The following is a 15,498-nucleotide window of genomic DNA, read 5'->3' on the forward strand; positions in this document are numbered from 1 at the left end:
CCGCCGGGGCCCTTGGCCCCCCCCCACCCTGGGGGGGCTGGGGCGCCCCGCGGGCGGGGCCGGGTGTTTTGTGTTCTTCTAGTCCTACCACCCCCCCCCCCCCCCCCCCCCCCCCACTGGACCGAGGCCTCACCGGCGCGGGTTACTCACCGTTGAACAACTCACCCAGCCGGGCGAGGAACGGAAGCTGGCCTTTGAGTAGCTTCTCCTCCGCTTCGGCGAGCCCGAACCAGGCGGCCCTGTCGACCTCGGGGAACTCCTGCGTCCGGCCCGACCGCGGCGGCCACTCCATCTCGAAGGTGCCGGGGACGACCCGATCCGGATCGAGGTCGCCCTCCACCGCCCAGACCGTCACGACCTTGCCGCCGGACTGCTTCACCTGACCGAGCGGGAGGTACTCGCCCTCCGGCGCCGGCAGCCCCAGCTCTTCCTGGAACTCACGCCGCGCCGCGTCCTCCGGCGCCTCGTCCGGCTCGTACTCACCCTTGGGTATCGACCAGCCGCCCGCGTCCTTCTTCGCCCAGAACGGCCCGCCCATATGCCCGAGCAGCACCTCGGTCACCTCGCCCGACCTGCGGAAGAGCAGGATCCCGGCACTCGTCTTACCCGCCATGGCGACCAGTCTGACGCTGCTCCGATCGGGTGATGTGACCGGCCCGCGAAAAAACTTTCCGCTCGCATGTCGATCGGCGCCGGTCTCGTCCGACGCATGAGCAGAAGCAGCCAGACAGAAACCTCCCGGAAGGACCGGAACCATGACGCAGACCATCACCCCCGCCGAGACCACCGCCACCACGACCACCGCCACCCCGCGTGCCGCCAAGGCACAGGGCGCGATCCAGTCGGCCGTCCGGATCGTCGTCTCGTTCCTCTTCCTCTGCCACGGTTTGCAGGGATTCGGCTTCTTCGGTGGCGTCGACGGCGCGGGCGGCTCCGTCGAACTCGGCTCCTGGCCCGGCTGGTACGGCAGCGTGATCGAGGTCGTCGGCGCCGTGCTGGTGCTGGTGGGCCTGTTCACCCGGCCGGTCGCGGTGCTCCTCTCCGGCGTCATGGCCTACGCCTACTTCACCGTGCATGCGCCGGAAGGACTGCTGCCGCTGCAGAACATGGGCGAGCTCTCCACCCTCTACTGCTGGATCTTCCTGCTGATCGCGGTGGTCGGCCCGGGCACCTTCGCGCTCGACACACTGCGCCGCCGCCGCTGAACATCGATAAAGAGGCCCCTTTCCTGGAATGATTCCAGGAAAGGGGCCTCTTTATTGCGTACCTGTCGATTCGCTGTCAATAAATTCGGCCATACCATGGAATTACCCCCCGAAAGAAAGTTCCCTACGGATGGGGGTATCCGGCATCCTCTATCGCATCAATGGTTTAGACCACCTTGAGCCGGAAGGATGCGTCATGACCCAGACAGCCACCGCCACGACCACCGAGATCGGCCAGACAGCCAAATGGCAAGGACTGGCCCTCTCCGTCGTCCGCGTAGTGGTCTCGTTCCTGTTCCTCTGTCACGGTTTGCAGTCGATGGGCTTCTTCGACAAGCCCGCCGTCCCCGTCGGCACCTGGCCGAGCTGGTACGCCGGGGTGATCGAACTGGCCGGATCGCTGTTGCTCCTGGCGGGCCTGTTCACCCGCCCGGTCGCGGTGCTGCTTTCGGGCACCATGGCGTACGCGTACTTCGTCGTACACCAGCCCGACGCGCTGCTGCCGTTGCAGAACAAGGGTGAGATGGCCGCCCTGTACTCGTGGGTCTTCCTGCTGTTCGCAGTGGTCGGCCCGGGCACCTACGCGCTCGACACGCTGCGCCGCCGCCGCAAGTCCTGAGCCTCACCACCGACGCTATGAAAGGCCCGTTACTCGCAAATTTTGCGAGTAACGGGCCTTTCATAGCGTCGGTGGTGAGGGAAGATCAGCGTCCCTGCGGCAGCCCGGCCGCCAGATCGGACAGCGCGAGCACGTGCTCCATCAGCACGGTCAGCACCTGCTTCGTCGAGTCGCGTTCCCGCGCGTCGCACAGCAGCAGCGGGACGTCCATGCTGACGTCGAGCGCCTGCCGGACCTCTTCGGTGCCGTAGCGATACGCGTTGTCGAAGCAGTTGACGGCGACGACGAACGGCAGTCCGCGCCGCTCGAAGAAGTCGACGGCCGCGAAGCAGCTGTCGAGCCGCCGGGTGTCGGCCAGCACGACGGCGCCGAGAGCGCCTTCGGCCAGTTCGTCCCACATGAACCAGAACCGGTCCTGTCCCGGCGTGCCGAACAGATACAGGATCAGCTCGGGGTTGATGGTGATGCGGCCGAAGTCGAGGGCGACCGTGGTGGTCGTCTTCTTCTCGACGCCGGTGAGGTCGTCGACGCCCTCGGACGCCGCGGTGATGACCTCTTCGGTGCGCAGCGGGGGAACCTCGCTGACCGAGCCGACCATCGTGGTCTTACCGACCCCGAACCCGCCGGCGATGAGGACCTTGACCGCGTTCGCGGTCAAGGATCGCCGGGGCTCAGAGTTTCCGGATGCCATCAAGAACCGCCTGGAGTACGTGTTTGTTGGGGGTGTCGGTGACCGGGGTCGCGGTGCGGAACAGCACGAGGTTCTGTTCGATGAGGTCGCTCAGCAGCACCTTCACCACCGGCAGCGGCAGATCGATACGCGCGGCGACCTCCGCGACGGAGGTCGGTCTCTGGCACAGGTTGAGGATCCGCCCGTACTCCGGCTCGAAGCCGGCGACCTCGTGCGCGGTGCGCATGGCCACCACCAGGGTGATCAGGTCGAGGCCGAGCGTATCCGAGCGGGTGCGCCCGCCCGTGACGGCGTACGACCGGACCAGCGGCCCGGCCTCGTCCTCGAACCACGACTCGTGCCGCCCGCTCATGGCGACAGGGGAGTCGCGGCGCGAGGCGCCGAAGTGAGTACCGCACCGACCCGCTTGACCATCAGGTTCATCTCGTAGGCCACGAGGCCCATGTCCGCGTCTTCCTTCGCCAGCAGCGCGAGGCACGCGCCGCGGCCCGCCGCGGTGACGAACAGGAAGGCGTGGTCCATCTCGACCATGGTCTGCCGGACGTTGCCGCCACCGAAATGCCGTCCCGTGCCCCGCGCGAGGCTCTGGAACGCCGACGCGACCGCGGACAGATGCTCGCCGTCCTGCTCCGACAGGTTGCCGGACCGTCCGATGAGCAGGCCGTCGGCTGACAGGACTACCGCCCTGTCGGCACCGCTGACGCGCTTGACCAGGTCATCCAGCAACCAGTCGAGTTCACTGACTCCCGCGTTGGCCATCTAGTCACGATCTCCGTACATGTCGTGGTCGGTGTACTCGTCGGTGGGTTCGGTGTCCCGGCCGCGGCGCGTCCCCTGCTGGAAGGCGGCGAGGCGGTTCCTGGCCAGCTCGGGGGTGTCCTCGCGGACGTCCTCGCGCTGCGCGGCAGGCCGGTCCTCCATCAGCTGGGGGACCAGGTTCGTCTGACGTCGGCGCTGCGGCAGCGGTGGCCTGCCCGGCGCCTCGGGGCCGGGTCGCCGGGTCTGCGGCGGACGGCCGTCCTGCGGTCGGGTGTCGGCGGGCGGCCACGCCGGCGGCTGCACCGCCTGCGGCCGTGACTCGGCACGCGCAGGCTCCGGGCGGATCGGCTCGGGCCGGGCTGTGTCGAGCCTGGGCGTCTCCGGCCGGGGCACTCGCGGCTGGCGCGAGGGCAGCGGCGGCAGCGCGCCACCGGGCTGTTCCTGCGGGAACTCCGACTGGGGAGCCACCGGCATCGGCACGGGCAGTTCGGGCCGCTCCACGGGGAACTCCGTGCGGTGACGGGCACGGCGGCCCGGGAGCAGCGGCGCGGCGTCCGGCACCTCGGTGCTCTCGGGGTCCACCTCGTCCTCCGGCTGATCAGACGGGACCGGCGCGAGCAGGTCGGTGCGGACGAGCACGATGGCCCTGGTGCCGCCGTACGCGGACTCGCGCAGGTGCACGGAGATCCCGTGGCGGGCGGCGAGGCGCGCGACCACGAACAGGCCCAGCCGCGGCTCGGCTGACAAAGCCATGATGCCGAAATCCGGCGGATCGGCCAACATCGCGTTCAGCTCGGCGGCCTGCTCGGGCTCGATGCCGAGGCCCTGGTCCTCGACCTCGATCACGACGCCCTTGCCGACCACGTTGCCCCGCAGCTCGACCCGCGACTGCGGCGGCGAGAAGGAGGTCGCGTTGTCGATCAGCTCCGCGAGCAGGTGCACGAGGTCGCCGACGACCGGGCCCTGCACCGCGACCGCGGGCATCTTCGCCGTCTTCACCCTGGCGAAGTCCTCGGTCTCGGCCGAGGCACCGCGGGTCAGCTCGGCCAGCGTGACCGGCTTGCGCCACTGACGGCCGGGCTGGCCGCCACCGAGGATGATCAGGTTCTCCGCGTTGCGGCGGGCTCGGGTGGAGAGGTGGTCCAGCTGGAAGAGCGTCTCCAGCTGCTCCGGGTCCTCCTGCTTGCGCTCGGCCTGGTCGAGCACCTTGAGCTGACGGTGCACGATGACCTGGCTGCGGTGCGCGATGTTGAGGAACACCGTCTTGGTGCCTTCACGGGTCCTGGCCTCTTCGACGGCGGCCGCGATGGCGGTCTGCTGTGCCTTGTTGAAGGCCTCGGCGACCTGGCCGATCTCGTCGTCGCCGTGGTCGAGGAAGTGACCCTTGTCGTCGAGGTCGACGGGCTCGCCCGCGCGCACCCGGTCCACCAGTTCGGGCAGCCGGATCTCGGCGACGTCGAGGGTGTCCTCGCGCAGCCGGGCCAGCCTGCCGATGAGCCGGTTGGACAGTCGCAGGGCGATGATGAACACGCCGATCGCCACCAGCAGCGCGATGGCCGCGGCGATGGCCGAGGTGATCAGTGTCCGGTCGGCCTCGTCGATGGCCTCGGTCGTGGCGGCACCACTCTGCTCGACGAAGCCGCGCATCATCGCGTCACCGACGCCGCGCGCCGCCTGCAGCCACGTCTGCTCGGGGATGGGGAGCGTGGCCTTGCTGTTCTGCAGGAAGGTGTTCTCGACCGAGTTGACGGCCTTCCAAGGATCACTCGCGACGAGCTGGTCGAACTTCGCCTTGACGTCCGGGCGCATCCGCGAGACGGACGACTCGAGCAGCGAGCGGTACGAACCGACCTGGCTGACGTAGGCGCGGTAGGTCTCGTCGGTGAAGCCTCCGCCCGCGACCGCCGCGGCGGCGAGCGAGTTCGCGCGCTGCAACTGGTCGATCGCGGTGAACAACGGCACCGCGGTGATGCGCTGGTAGGCGTTCTCGGCGTTCGGCGCGTCCTGCGCGAGACCCGTGAGGCCTTCGACGAACTGGTCGAGGATCTGGTTGTAGAAGGTGAAAGCGTCCAGCAGCGGCAGCTGACCGGAGTCGGCCGACTGGCGGATCTGCGGCATCTTCTGGAACAGCCCGTTCACCGTGGCGATGTTGCGCTGCACGCTGTCGGGCGAGTCCCCGATGAACTTCTGGAGGTGCGTGACGACGCCCTGGGTGGCGGCGTCGGTCTTGGCGCGCTGCTCCACGAGCGAGGCGTGCTGCGAGCGGTCGCCCGCGAGCTCGCGCAGCGTCAGCCGTCGCTCCTCCTGGATCTGGGCGAAGAACGGGACGGAGGGGGCTTCCGAGTCACGGATCCGTTGCGCGTAGTCGCGACCGTTGACCGCGTCGAAGATCAAGTAGCCGCCGATCGCGAGACCGACGAGCATCAGCGCGGTGCTCGGAATGAGGGCGATCGTGAGAACGCGCGAACGAATCGAAGAGCCGCGGCCTCGTCGAAGGGAAATCTGCTTCACCGTGGTCCGTTTTCCTTCCGGCAGTAATTGGTGTCGGGTCGCCGGGGATCTCATACCCGCGGGATCCGATAGCCGGATCAACACAGCGTGGTCCGCTCCGCCCGCGACGACGCTAGGAGACCCAAACGGGTGAGTCAAGCCCGGACGCGAAGGGTAGTCGCGTATGGCCGTGACCAGCTGACGAGAGCTCGGTGGACCTCGAAAGTCCACCACGTGGACCAGGACACCCCGCCAAGTGACTCGCCAGTAGATCACCTGGCGGTTTACCGCAGGCAGCGGCTTGATCGACGCTCATCGGACTCGATCAAGTAACAGCTCGCCGCGTTCGCGTCTCAGCCGAAAAGTCGACGAAAACTACTCGCCGTGACCTCGCTCACGCTTTCGGACCAGAGCTCCACATACCGTTCGGTTTGCGAACGACATCACCACGGAGGAAGGCCGCCGTAACGCCGTTCGAACCACGGAATCGAGAATTTCCGAAGCTTATCGACGCGGTTTCGGCGAAATGATCTTCGTCGACGCGGCCGAGCTCGTCTTCGAGGAGCGCGTCGACCCGCCCGGACGCGTCGCGGAGCATCCGGACGCCCGCCCAGCACAGCGTCACCACTCCGCAGGCCAGGATCAGCACGAGCGCCGTCTCGACCGGATATCGCGAGCCGAATTCATTGAGCAGGAAACCGGAGACGACACCGCACACGGCGATGGCGGTATAGGTGAACGACACGATCCCCTCCTTCTCCGGGCGCCGTGGGCCGCGCCTTGCCGCTGAGACGAGCGACGCGGGTTTCCCTTACGCCACAGGGGAAGGATCTACGTCACACTCGCGGCGAGAGCGAACGTCGAGATTAACAGCGAATTCGCGACGGGTCGCTGTGTCTCCCCCACCGGGGCGAGGTGATCACCTATTTGCCACCGATTCCCGAATGAACTTCATGCTTTTCGCCACCCCGAGTGTCATTTCCGGAGGTCTCGAAGCGTCGTGACGGCGCGAAGCACCTCGCCGTAGGTGGTGTAGAGCGGCGCCAGGCCGAACCGCAGCACGTCGGGCGGGCGGAAGTCCCCGATCACCCCTCGTTCGATCAGGGCGGCCATCGTCTTGGCCGCGTCGTCGTCGACGACCGAGATCTGGTGCCCGCGGTCGTCGCCGCGCGGGGTCCGGAGCTTCACGCCGTCGAGCAGCTCGTCCGCGCACCGGAAGAAGAAGTCGCCGAGCGCCAGCCCCTTCTCCCGCAGCGACCCGCGATCCACTCCGTCCCAGACGTCGAGGGCCGCGTCCAACGCGAGCAGCGAAAGGATGTCGGGCGTGCCGGCACGGCCACGCGCGATCCCGGCGTGCGCCTCGTACGCGCCCCGCATCGCGAACGGATCGCGGTCGCCTGCCCAGCCCGCCAGCGGCTGCTCGAACCTGTCCAGCCATTTCGTTGCCACATAAAGGAAAGCGGGGGCGCCCGGACCGCCGTTGAGGAACTTGTAGGTGCAGCCGACGGCGAGGTCCACGCCCGCCTCGTCCAGTTCGACCGGGAGCGCGCCGACGCTGTGGCAGAGGTCCCAGAGCGTCAGCGCCCCGGCGCGGCGCAGTGCCCCGGTCAGCGCGGCCATGTCGTGGGCGCGCCCGGTGACGTAGTCGACGTGGTTGATCAGCGCGACGGCGGTCCGCTCGCTCACCACGTCCGGCATGTCCTCGGCGACGACCCGGCGGACCGTACGCCCGGTCAGGCGGGCGGCCTCGTCGGCGATGTAGCCGTCGGTCGGGAACGTGTCCGCGTCGACGAGGATCTCGTCGCGGCCGGGGTTGAGCCTGGTCGCGGCGATCAGCGCCTTGAACAGGTTCACGCTGGTCGAATCCGCCACGACCAGCTGGCCCGGCGCGGCGCCCACCAGCGGCGCGATCCGCTCGCCGACCCGCACCGGCGCCTCCCACCAGCCCTCCGACCAGGACCGGATGAGCCGACCGCCCCATTGTTCGCGAATGACCTCGGCGACCCGCCCGGCCACGTGCTTCGGCGGCGCGCCCAGCGAGTTGCCGTCGAAGTAGGCGACATCCGCGTCGAGGTCGAAATCGTTTCGCTTGTGCGCCAAGGGATCGGCCGCGTCCAGTGCCGCGGCTTCGGCTACGAGGTCAGTCACGCCCGCCATCGTCGGCGAGTGTGTTCCAGAAGTCCAGTTCGTACGCCTGGAACAACCGCGCGTGGGTCCGGGCGTCCTTTTCGGACACCTGGCCGGCGTCGAGCGCGGCCTGGTCCTCAAGATCCGGCGACGGTGCGCCGAAGAAGTCGAAGGAGGCGCACGCCTTGTCGTGGGGTGCCAGTTCCGCCTGGACAGCGTCGATCAACTCGCGTGCCGAACCGGTCCTCGTCGAGGCTCCTCCTTGTTCGCGACTGACGCGCTGAAAACGGAAAAGGTGGACATTTCGCGTAGCGCAACCGTGGCCGCGATTCTCTATCCACCGCTGACGAGAGCCCTTACAGTGGGCCTGATCAGGCAGCATCGAGGAGGCCAGCGTTGACCACCCAGCCGACCGTCGCCGAGCAGATCGAAGGCCAGACCATCCCCGCCCTGCTTCACCGCAACGCCGAGGAGTTCGGCGACCTGCCGGCGGTCACGTCACTCGACGCCGAGGGCAAGCCGACCCTGAACTGGCGTGAATTCCGCACCGCCATCGCGGAGGTTTCGCGCGGACTCGCCGGTCTCGGGGTCGGCACCCGCGACAGGGTGCTGATCATGGCGCCGAGCAGCCCCGATCACCTGATCGCCGACCTCGCCGCCGCCCATCTCGGCGCGATCCCGTGCACCGCGTACGCGACGCTCAGCCCGGAGCAGATCGGGTTCGTCGCCCGGCACAGCGCCGCCGGTGTCGTCGTGCTCGCCGGTGCCGAAGAACTCGGCCGCTGGTCCCAGGTCCTCGACGACCTGCCCGCGCTGCGGCACGTCGTCCTGCTCGACGCGTCCGTGCTTCCCCAGGACGACAAACGATTCCTGTCGTTCGCCGATCTGCGCGCGGCCGGCGCCGAGGCGCACGCGGCCGACCCGGAGGCGTTCGCTACGGCGTGGTCCGCGATCAGCCCGGACGACCCGCTGTCGATGATCTACACCTCCGGCACCACCGGCGACCCCAAGGGTGTCGTGCTGTCGCACCGCAACGCGATCCACGAGGCCACCGCGGTCATGCGGCTGCACGACTCGCCGATGCACGCCACGAACATCGCGTACCTGCCGCTCGCGCACATCGCCGAACGCGAACTGTCGATCTACATGCCGATCGTGTGGGCCGGGCACGTGCACACCGTCGGCGACCCGACAGCCGTCGTCGGCGCGCTGGGACAGGTGCATCCGCTGAGCTTCTTCGGCGTCCCGCGGGTGTGGGAAAAGATGGTGGCGGGCCTGAAGAACCTGCTCGGCTCCCTGCCGGAGGAGAAGCGGAACGGCCTGATCGGCGCGAACGAACTGCTGCAACAGGGCTACAAACTGCGCAGTGACGGCAAGGAGGTGCCGCCGGAACTCGCGGAGAAGATCGCGCAGACCGACGCGGCCGCGCTCGCGCCGGTGCGGGCGATGCTGGGCCTGGACAAGGTCGAGGTCGCTTCCAGCGGTGCCGCCGCGCTGCCGGTGGAGATCCTGTACTTCATCGCCGGGCTCGGCGTCGAGATCCAGGAGGTCTGGGGGCTGTCCGAGACCACCGGCGCGGTCACCTCGAACACGCCGTCGGCGTTCAAGGCGGGTTCGGTCGGCCGTCCGCTGGAAGGCGTCGAGGTGAAGGTCGCCGAGGACGGCGAACTGCTGGTCCGCGGCGCGATCGTGTTCCTCGGCTACCTGCAGGAGGACGGCTCGATCAAACCGGACGTCGACGCCGACGGCTGGCTCGCCACCGGCGACATCGGGACGATCGACGAACGCGGCTTCGTCACGATCACCGACCGCAAGAAGGAACTGATCATCACTTCGAGCGGCAAGAACATCGCCCCGACGAAGGTCGAAGGGCTGCTCAAGGAGCACCCGCTGATCGGGCAGGCCGTCGCGATCGGCGAGAAGCGGCCGTACGTCACGGCGCTGATCGTCGTCGACGACGAGATCGCGCCCGGCTGGGCGACCGCGAACGGCATCGAGCTCACCGAGGGCGAATCGCTCGCCGACAACGCGCAGGTGCGCGCGGAGATCGAGAAGGCCGTCGAGGCGGCGAACGCGCGGCTGTCCCGGATCGAGCAGATCAAGCGGTACCACGTGATCCCGAAGTCGTGGACGCCCGAGAGCGGCGAGCTGACCCCGACGCTGAAGCTGAAGCGGCGGATCATCAACGACCGGTACGCGCCGACGATCGCGGGCCTCTACCCGTCGGACACTCCCGTCGCCGGTTCCTGACGCGCCGCCGAGCAGGCCTGTCCGTGAAGGCCTCCTTCCCCAAGTACGTGAAGGACTCCTTCACTGCGCCTAGCGCAATGAAGGAGTCCTTCACGTACCTCAAGCAGCCAGCGCTGCTAACTTGCCGCCGTGGATCTCTTCTCCCGCTCTTGGGCGGCGCTGCTCGCCGCCGTCGCCGAAACCCCCGACGAAGACTTCGCCAAACCGTCCGGCTGCGCGGGCTGGCTGGTGCAGGATCTGGCCTGCCACCTGGTGATCGACGCCCAGGACGTCCTGATCACCCTCGCCACCCCCGTCGAAACGGCGGCCACCCGCGACGCGGTCACCTACTGGGAGGTCACCGGCACCCCGCCCACCGGCGAGGACGACCTCGACGCGCTGATCGTGCGCCTCGCCGCCGCGTACCAAGAACCCCGGCTGCTCAAGTTCCACCTCGACGACGTCGGTTCCGCGGCGGGCCGTGCCGCGCGCCTCGCCGACCCCGAGACGCGGGTCGCCACCCGCGACATCGTCCTGTCCGCGGGCGACTTCCTGTCCGCGTACGTCCTGGAGTGGACGCTGCACCACCTCGACCTCGTCGCGCATCTCCCGCACCTCGACGGCCCCGCCGCCGACAGCCTCGCCAAGACCCGGCAGATCCTGGAGCAGCGCACCGGCGAGAAGTTCCCCGAGTCGTTCTCCGACACCGACGCGCTCCTGGTCGGCACCGGACGCCGCTCACCGACCGACGCGGAGAAGGCCGCCCTCGGCGACCTGGCCGCGAAGCTCCCCTTCGTCGTCGGCTAGCGGACGACACACGTGATCAGACACGGAACTCGCGTGATCAGACACGGAACTCGAGTGTTCCGCCCCCAATCACGCGAGTTCGCCGTCTGATCACGCGAGTCACGTCCCTGATCACGCGAGTCACGCGAACTAGGCGGTCCGGGTCGACTCCGTCCACTTGCGCAACCGGGGCGGGACCCGCTTCTCGAGTCCGTAGTTCTCCAGGTGCGCGCTGAAGACCTCGTCGAAGGCGCGCTGCACGGTCTCGGTATCCCAAACCGGCCGTTCGAGGATGGGCTGCTTCAGGTACGGCTGCCCCATGATGTGCAGTTGCGGCCCGTTGCAGCGGATCATCTGCCCGGTGATCCCGTCGGATCCGGCGCCGAGCAGGAACAGCACGACCGGCGCGATCCGCGAAGGCGTCCGGTCGGGCGGGCAGGACCGCAGCGACCGTTCGGACTTCCACACCATCCGGGTGTGCGCGAGCGGGCAGACCGCGTTCACCCGGATCCCGCTCTCCTCCAGGTCGAGCGCCCAGGAATAGGTCAGCGAAGCGACCGCGCCCTTGCTGGCGGCGTACACGCCGAGCTTGCGCTGCCCGAGCGACGCCCCGGACGAGATGTTGACGATCGAGCCCGGCCTCCCCCGCGCCACCATGGCCTTGATCGCGGCGAGCCCGGTGTACATGACGCCGAGGACGTTCACCTCGACCAGTTCGCGGGCCTGGTCGACGTCGTCCTCCCACGGCAACGCCTCGTAGTTCAGTCCCGCGTTGTTGACCAGCCCGTCGATCGCGCCGAACTCGGCGAGACAGAGGTCGACGATCTCCTGCGCCTGTTTCGGATCCGCGACGCTGTGCCCGCTGGCGACCGCTCTGCCACCGAATTGCCGGATGTTCTCCGCCGTCCGCGCGGCCAGTGCGGCATCGACGTCGTTGACCACGACGGCACCGCCCGCCCTGGCCACGTGCACCGCGAACGCCTCGCCGAGGCCCCGCCCTGCCCCGGTCACGACGACGGCCTTGTCGTCGAGCAAACCGTTCATCGCCTTCACCCCTTTGGCCCAGCCGACCTTCCACCTCCAGGCCGGTCTCTACTCAGTGTTGGCCCATTCGGCTCAGCCGAAACTCAACCGGCGGCGAACGGTGTCCGGGCTGCGCCGAGCGAGGCAGGGGCGATCGGCGCGCGGATACCCGTGGGCGAGTCAGTCCGGCGTCACTCACCGGTCAGACGGCGTAGCTTGATCGGCCTAACAGGGGAAGGATTCACTGGTCTTCTGTTCGTCTCCCTGTAGTCAGAGGCATACTGAACGTTGCTCGGCGGGACGACAACTGTGACTCCCTCGTCGGCCACGTAACAAGGCAGGCAAGAATGCGAGGGAGCTAAGTTCACCCGATCGGGGGGAGGTGGTCACGGAGTGAAGACGAACGCGGCGCCGCGGATGACCGCCGCCCTGGCAAACCGCGAGTTCCGCGCACTCTGGCTCGCCGAGGTGCAGTCCCTCATCGGGGACCAGCTCACCATCGTCGCGCTGGCGATCCTCGTCTACGACCGGACAGGCTCCGCCCTGCTCTCGGCGGTGGTCTACTCGCTGACCTTCCTGCCCGCGCTGGCCGGCGGCCTCGGCCTCTCCCAGCTGGCCGACCGCTACCCGAGGCGCACCGTCCTCGTCTGTTCCTCGCTGATCCAAGGCGTGCTGATCGCGGTCATGGCGATCCCCGGCACCCCGCTCGCCCTGCTGTGCGGGCTGGTGGTGCTGGCCCGGCTCGCGAACGCACCCGGCAACGCGGCGCAGAACGCGTTGACGCGCGAGGTGTTCACCGACGACGACCTCTATCTCAAGAGCCAGGACATCCGGGGCATCTCGACCAACACCGCCATGCTGCTCGGGCTGGCGGGCGGCGGTCTGCTGGTTTCGCAGGTCGGGGTGAGCTGGGCGCTGGCTTTGGACGCCGCGACCTTCCTGCTCAGCGCGGCCGTTGTCCGCTTCTCCGTCTCGCGGCGGTCGGCGGCGTCCGACGGCAACGGCAGCTGGTTCGGCGCGGTGAAGCAGGTCTTCGGCAACCGTCACCTGCGGGTGCTGGTCTGGTTCTCGTGGCTGGTCGGCCTGGCCGTCATCCCCGAGGGGCTCGCCGCGCCGCTCGCCGCTGAGATGGGCGTGGGAAAACAGGCTGTCGGCTGGCTACTCGCGGCCGATCCGCTGGGTTTCGTCATCGGGGCGTTCCTGTTGTCCCGGTTCGTCTCCGCGGAACAACGACGGAAGCTTCTCGGCGTGCTGGCAGCACTACCGATGGTCGCTTTGATCGGCTTCGTGCTCAAACCGGGGCTGATCCCGGCACTGCTCCTGCTGGCGGCGGCGGGTGCCGCGGGGGCGTACCTGATCACGGTGAGCGCCACGTTCATCACCTGGGTCCCGAACGAACTCCGGGGCGGTGCCGGCGGGGTGTATCGCACAGGGTTGCGGGTGGCTCAGGGAATAGGGGCGGGACTCGGCGGGCTCGCCGCCGATCGGCTCGGGGCCGCGACCTCGGCCATCGCGCTGGCAGGCGTGGTCGGCCTGCTGCTGGCCGTGCTGGTCGCATTCAGTTGGGGGCACATCAACGGATCCAGCCCGGAACCGTTGCTGTCATGAGGAATCCACACTGGACGACCCCTGGGGCGGCACTGCCGCCCGGCGGGCTCGTACTCGTGAATCTCGACGGAACACTGCTTCGACGCTCCGACCTTCGGCACCGGGGTCTTCGGCACGTGGGCAAAAAGAAACGACTCTCGATCAGAAGTCACGGCTCGACACGGTCAGACACCTCCCGGCCACCTCGTTACTGCGAACTAATACCTTGTCCGGGCTCAGAAGTCACGGCTGGACACTATCCGTCACCCCTTCCGCGTCGCGTCTCGAAAAACATTCAGCTGCCAAGATCAGAAATCACGGGACACGATTGCCACCTCCGGTCCGTGTTCGCGGGCACCCTTGCCGGTGTCGAACAACTGATGCGATGGGATGATACCGGCCGTGGAATACGAACGGTGTGTCAGTCGGTACCGGTGAGATTACTCAGCCGTGCCATCCGCGCGGAAAAGAGGTAGCAATTGCCAGCCGAGACCGGCGACCGCCGCCAGCACGGCGACGGCACCGGCGAGCTTGACGGGCGAGCGGCGGCGGCCGACGCCCCCAGCGGTGCACCGGTGACCGAACGCGGGCAGGCAAGCCCGGAAGGTGACCAGGCCGAACCGCCGCAGCGCCATCCGTACGACCCCAGGGCCTGGGCGCTGTGGCAGCGGCCGAAGCGATTCATCGCGTTCCTTTTCGCGATGGAGGCCATCGGAATCGCGATCATGGTTTTCGCGACGCTGGATTCCACGAATCCGGGAAGAATAGACTGGGTTCGTTTCGCAATTCTCGCCGTCGGCGCCACGGCACATATTCAGCTCACCCAGCGGCAAGAGGAAAGACGGCGTGACCGAAGCCGCACCGTCCTCATCGACCTCACCGCGGTCTGGACATTTCCCGCCGCGGTCATCCTGCCGCTTTCACTGACGCTTTCCATCATCGCGCTCGTCCGGATCCAGCATTGGTTCATCGCCCGGCGGCCCGCGCACAACTTCGTGTTCTCGTCGGTCACCCACGGCGTTTCGGTGACCTTGGCTTCGCTCACCTTCGCCGCGTTCGGACCGCATGAATGGGGACGGATTTCCGGCTGGGACACACTCGGCGAATTCGGTGTCCTGATCATCGCCGGGATGGTCTTCGAAGCGGTGCAGATCGCCTACATCGGCGGCATCCTCGCGATCGGCTCGCCGAGGCGGCCGTCGCTGTCGACCGTGCTCGGCAATGCGGCGGACAACCTGCTGGAGGCCATCACGATCGGCCTCGGCGCGGTCACCGCGGTACTGCTGTTGATCATGCCACCGATGGTGATCGTGATGGCCGTGGTGACGGTGGTGTTCAATCGCCTCGCCGAGATCGACCAACTGCAAAACGACGCGCGGACGGACCCGAAAACCGGTGTTCTGAACATGCGCGGATGGTCGGAGTCGGCCGATCGGGCGCTCGGAAGGACTGCCCGATCGGACGACAACCTGGCACTTCTGATGATTGATCTCGACCACTTCAAGTGGATTAACGACACATATGGACACCCGGCGGGCGACGACGTCCTCCGCGATGTGGCACAGAAATTGGACGAGGTCACCCGGCCCGCCGACGTGATCGGCCGGTTCGGCGGCGAGGAATTCCTGGTCCTTCTGCCGGATATCGACGAAACGGCGGCCAAACTCGCCGCCGAGCGAGTGCGCAGTGCTATCGCGGAACTGCATATAGTGACCACGGACAAACGGGGCAGTCGCGTGACCATCTCGGGCCGCACTACCTCGATCGGGGCGGCTCTGTTCCCTCGTCACGGTGAATCGCTGGAGGAACTCCTGCACGCTTCCGACGCCGCCGTCTACGTGGCCAAGGAGAACGGCCGGAACCAGGTGCGGTTCGCCCAGGACGTGGAACGGCCTACTCCTCCGCCCCCCGCCCTCGGGCCACCCGGTGGGTGAAACCGGGGGTTATCCGGATGTCGGCCCCGAACGGCGGATGGCACCCTG

At 68.0% G+C, this 15,498-nt stretch carries 15 protein-coding genes; 6 read left to right on the plus strand and 9 right to left on the minus strand.

Annotation, left to right across the window (positions count from 1 at the left end; genetic code table 11):
* Positions 1 to 142: 142 nt before the first annotated feature.
* The gene (locus tag ACZ6YV_RS06670) at positions 143 to 613 is read right to left on the minus strand and encodes an NUDIX hydrolase (RefSeq protein ID WP_465508701.1); all 471 of its coding nucleotides are present in this window, start codon (positions 611 to 613) and stop codon (positions 143 to 145) included.
* Positions 614 to 755: 142 nt separating this feature from the next.
* Here ACZ6YV_RS06670 and ACZ6YV_RS06675 point away from each other — a divergent pair, with 142 nt between their 5' ends.
* A complete protein-coding gene (locus tag ACZ6YV_RS06675) occupies positions 756 to 1,205 on the plus strand; it encodes a DoxX family protein (protein ID WP_378243353.1) in 450 nt (149 codons plus the stop codon).
* A gap of 196 nt (positions 1,206 to 1,401) precedes the next feature.
* The gene (locus ACZ6YV_RS06680; protein WP_465508702.1) at positions 1,402 to 1,824 is read left to right on the plus strand and encodes a DoxX family protein; all 423 of its coding nucleotides are present in this window, start codon (positions 1,402 to 1,404) and stop codon (positions 1,822 to 1,824) included.
* Positions 1,825 to 1,909: 85 nt separating this feature from the next.
* Here the strand turns inward: ACZ6YV_RS06680 and ACZ6YV_RS06685 are convergent, their stop codons facing one another.
* The 7 genes from ACZ6YV_RS06685 to ACZ6YV_RS06715 form a co-directional block, all read right to left on the minus strand.
* Positions 1,910 to 2,515, minus strand: coding sequence for a GTP-binding protein (locus tag ACZ6YV_RS06685; protein ID WP_101610140.1), 606 nt, complete (start codon positions 2,513 to 2,515; stop codon positions 1,910 to 1,912).
* A complete protein-coding gene (locus ACZ6YV_RS06690; protein ID WP_101610141.1) occupies positions 2,496 to 2,867 on the minus strand; it encodes a DUF742 domain-containing protein in 372 nt (123 codons plus the stop codon). Before ACZ6YV_RS06690 ends, ACZ6YV_RS06685 begins: the two co-directional genes overlap by 20 nt.
* Positions 2,864 to 3,274 (minus strand): roadblock/LC7 domain-containing protein, encoded by a 411-nt coding sequence (locus ACZ6YV_RS06695; RefSeq protein WP_020631067.1) that lies wholly within the window; start codon positions 3,272 to 3,274, stop codon positions 2,864 to 2,866. The genes ACZ6YV_RS06690 and ACZ6YV_RS06695 overlap by 4 nt, the downstream gene beginning before the upstream one ends.
* The gene (locus ACZ6YV_RS06700) at positions 3,275 to 5,785 is read right to left on the minus strand and encodes a sensor histidine kinase (protein ID WP_465508703.1); all 2,511 of its coding nucleotides are present in this window, start codon (positions 5,783 to 5,785) and stop codon (positions 3,275 to 3,277) included.
* A gap of 373 nt (positions 5,786 to 6,158) precedes the next feature.
* On the minus strand, positions 6,159 to 6,509 hold the full coding sequence (locus tag ACZ6YV_RS06705; RefSeq protein ID WP_465508704.1) for a hypothetical protein: 351 nt from the start codon (positions 6,507 to 6,509) through the stop codon (positions 6,159 to 6,161).
* Between the two features lie 230 nt (positions 6,510 to 6,739).
* Complete coding sequence (locus tag ACZ6YV_RS06710) at positions 6,740 to 7,921, minus strand: kynureninase (RefSeq protein ID WP_465508705.1); 1,182 nt, start codon at positions 7,919 to 7,921, stop codon at positions 6,740 to 6,742.
* Positions 7,905 to 8,117 carry a hypothetical protein gene (locus ACZ6YV_RS06715; RefSeq protein WP_465508706.1) on the minus strand — a complete coding sequence of 71 codons (213 nt, stop codon included), beginning with the start codon at positions 8,115 to 8,117 and terminating at the stop codon, positions 7,905 to 7,907. Before ACZ6YV_RS06715 ends, ACZ6YV_RS06710 begins: the two co-directional genes overlap by 17 nt.
* Positions 8,118 to 8,287: 170 nt before the next feature.
* Here ACZ6YV_RS06715 and ACZ6YV_RS06720 point away from each other — a divergent pair, with 170 nt between their 5' ends.
* The gene (locus ACZ6YV_RS06720) at positions 8,288 to 10,141 is read left to right on the plus strand and encodes an AMP-dependent synthetase/ligase (protein WP_465508707.1); all 1,854 of its coding nucleotides are present in this window, start codon (positions 8,288 to 8,290) and stop codon (positions 10,139 to 10,141) included.
* Between the two features lie 129 nt (positions 10,142 to 10,270).
* Positions 10,271 to 10,927: a maleylpyruvate isomerase N-terminal domain-containing protein gene (locus ACZ6YV_RS06725; protein ID WP_465508708.1), complete on the plus strand. Its 657-nt coding sequence runs from the start codon at positions 10,271 to 10,273 to the stop codon at positions 10,925 to 10,927.
* 129 nt (positions 10,928 to 11,056) lie between these two features.
* Here the strand turns inward: ACZ6YV_RS06725 and ACZ6YV_RS06730 are convergent, their stop codons facing one another.
* Entirely contained in the window at positions 11,057 to 11,950 is an 894-nt protein-coding gene (locus tag ACZ6YV_RS06730) for an SDR family NAD(P)-dependent oxidoreductase (RefSeq protein ID WP_465508709.1), read from the minus strand.
* Between the two features lie 372 nt (positions 11,951 to 12,322).
* On the opposite strand from ACZ6YV_RS06730, the gene ACZ6YV_RS06735 reads away from it, so the two are divergent.
* Both ACZ6YV_RS06735 and ACZ6YV_RS06740 read left to right on the plus strand, forming a co-directional pair.
* On the plus strand, positions 12,323 to 13,537 hold the full coding sequence (locus ACZ6YV_RS06735) for an MFS transporter (protein WP_465508710.1): 1,215 nt from the start codon (positions 12,323 to 12,325) through the stop codon (positions 13,535 to 13,537).
* Positions 13,538 to 13,995: 458 nt separating this feature from the next.
* Entirely contained in the window at positions 13,996 to 15,450 is a 1,455-nt protein-coding gene (locus ACZ6YV_RS06740; RefSeq protein ID WP_465508711.1) for a GGDEF domain-containing protein, read from the plus strand.
* Positions 15,451 to 15,498 lie beyond the last annotated feature (48 nt).

The sequence above is a fragment of the Amycolatopsis sp. NPDC102522 genome, assembly GCF_055584485.1.

Coding starts and splice junctions, on each gene's coding strand:
- ACZ6YV_RS06670 (WP_465508701.1), bottom strand. CDS start 613: ATGGCGGGTAAGACGAGTGCCGGGATCCTGCTCTTCCGCAGGTCGGGC.
- ACZ6YV_RS06675 (WP_378243353.1), top strand. CDS start 756: ATGACGCAGACCATCACCCCCGCCGAGACCACCGCCACCACGACCACC.
- ACZ6YV_RS06680 (WP_465508702.1), top strand. CDS start 1,402: ATGACCCAGACAGCCACCGCCACGACCACCGAGATCGGCCAGACAGCC.
- ACZ6YV_RS06685 (WP_101610140.1), bottom strand. CDS start 2,515: ATGGCATCCGGAAACTCTGAGCCCCGGCGATCCTTGACCGCGAACGCG.
- ACZ6YV_RS06690 (WP_101610141.1), bottom strand. CDS start 2,867: ATGAGCGGGCGGCACGAGTCGTGGTTCGAGGACGAGGCCGGGCCGCTG.
- ACZ6YV_RS06695 (WP_020631067.1), bottom strand. CDS start 3,274: ATGGCCAACGCGGGAGTCAGTGAACTCGACTGGTTGCTGGATGACCTG.
- ACZ6YV_RS06710 (WP_465508705.1), bottom strand. CDS start 7,921: ATGGCGGGCGTGACTGACCTCGTAGCCGAAGCCGCGGCACTGGACGCG.
- ACZ6YV_RS06730 (WP_465508709.1), bottom strand. CDS start 11,950: ATGAACGGTTTGCTCGACGACAAGGCCGTCGTCGTGACCGGGGCAGGG.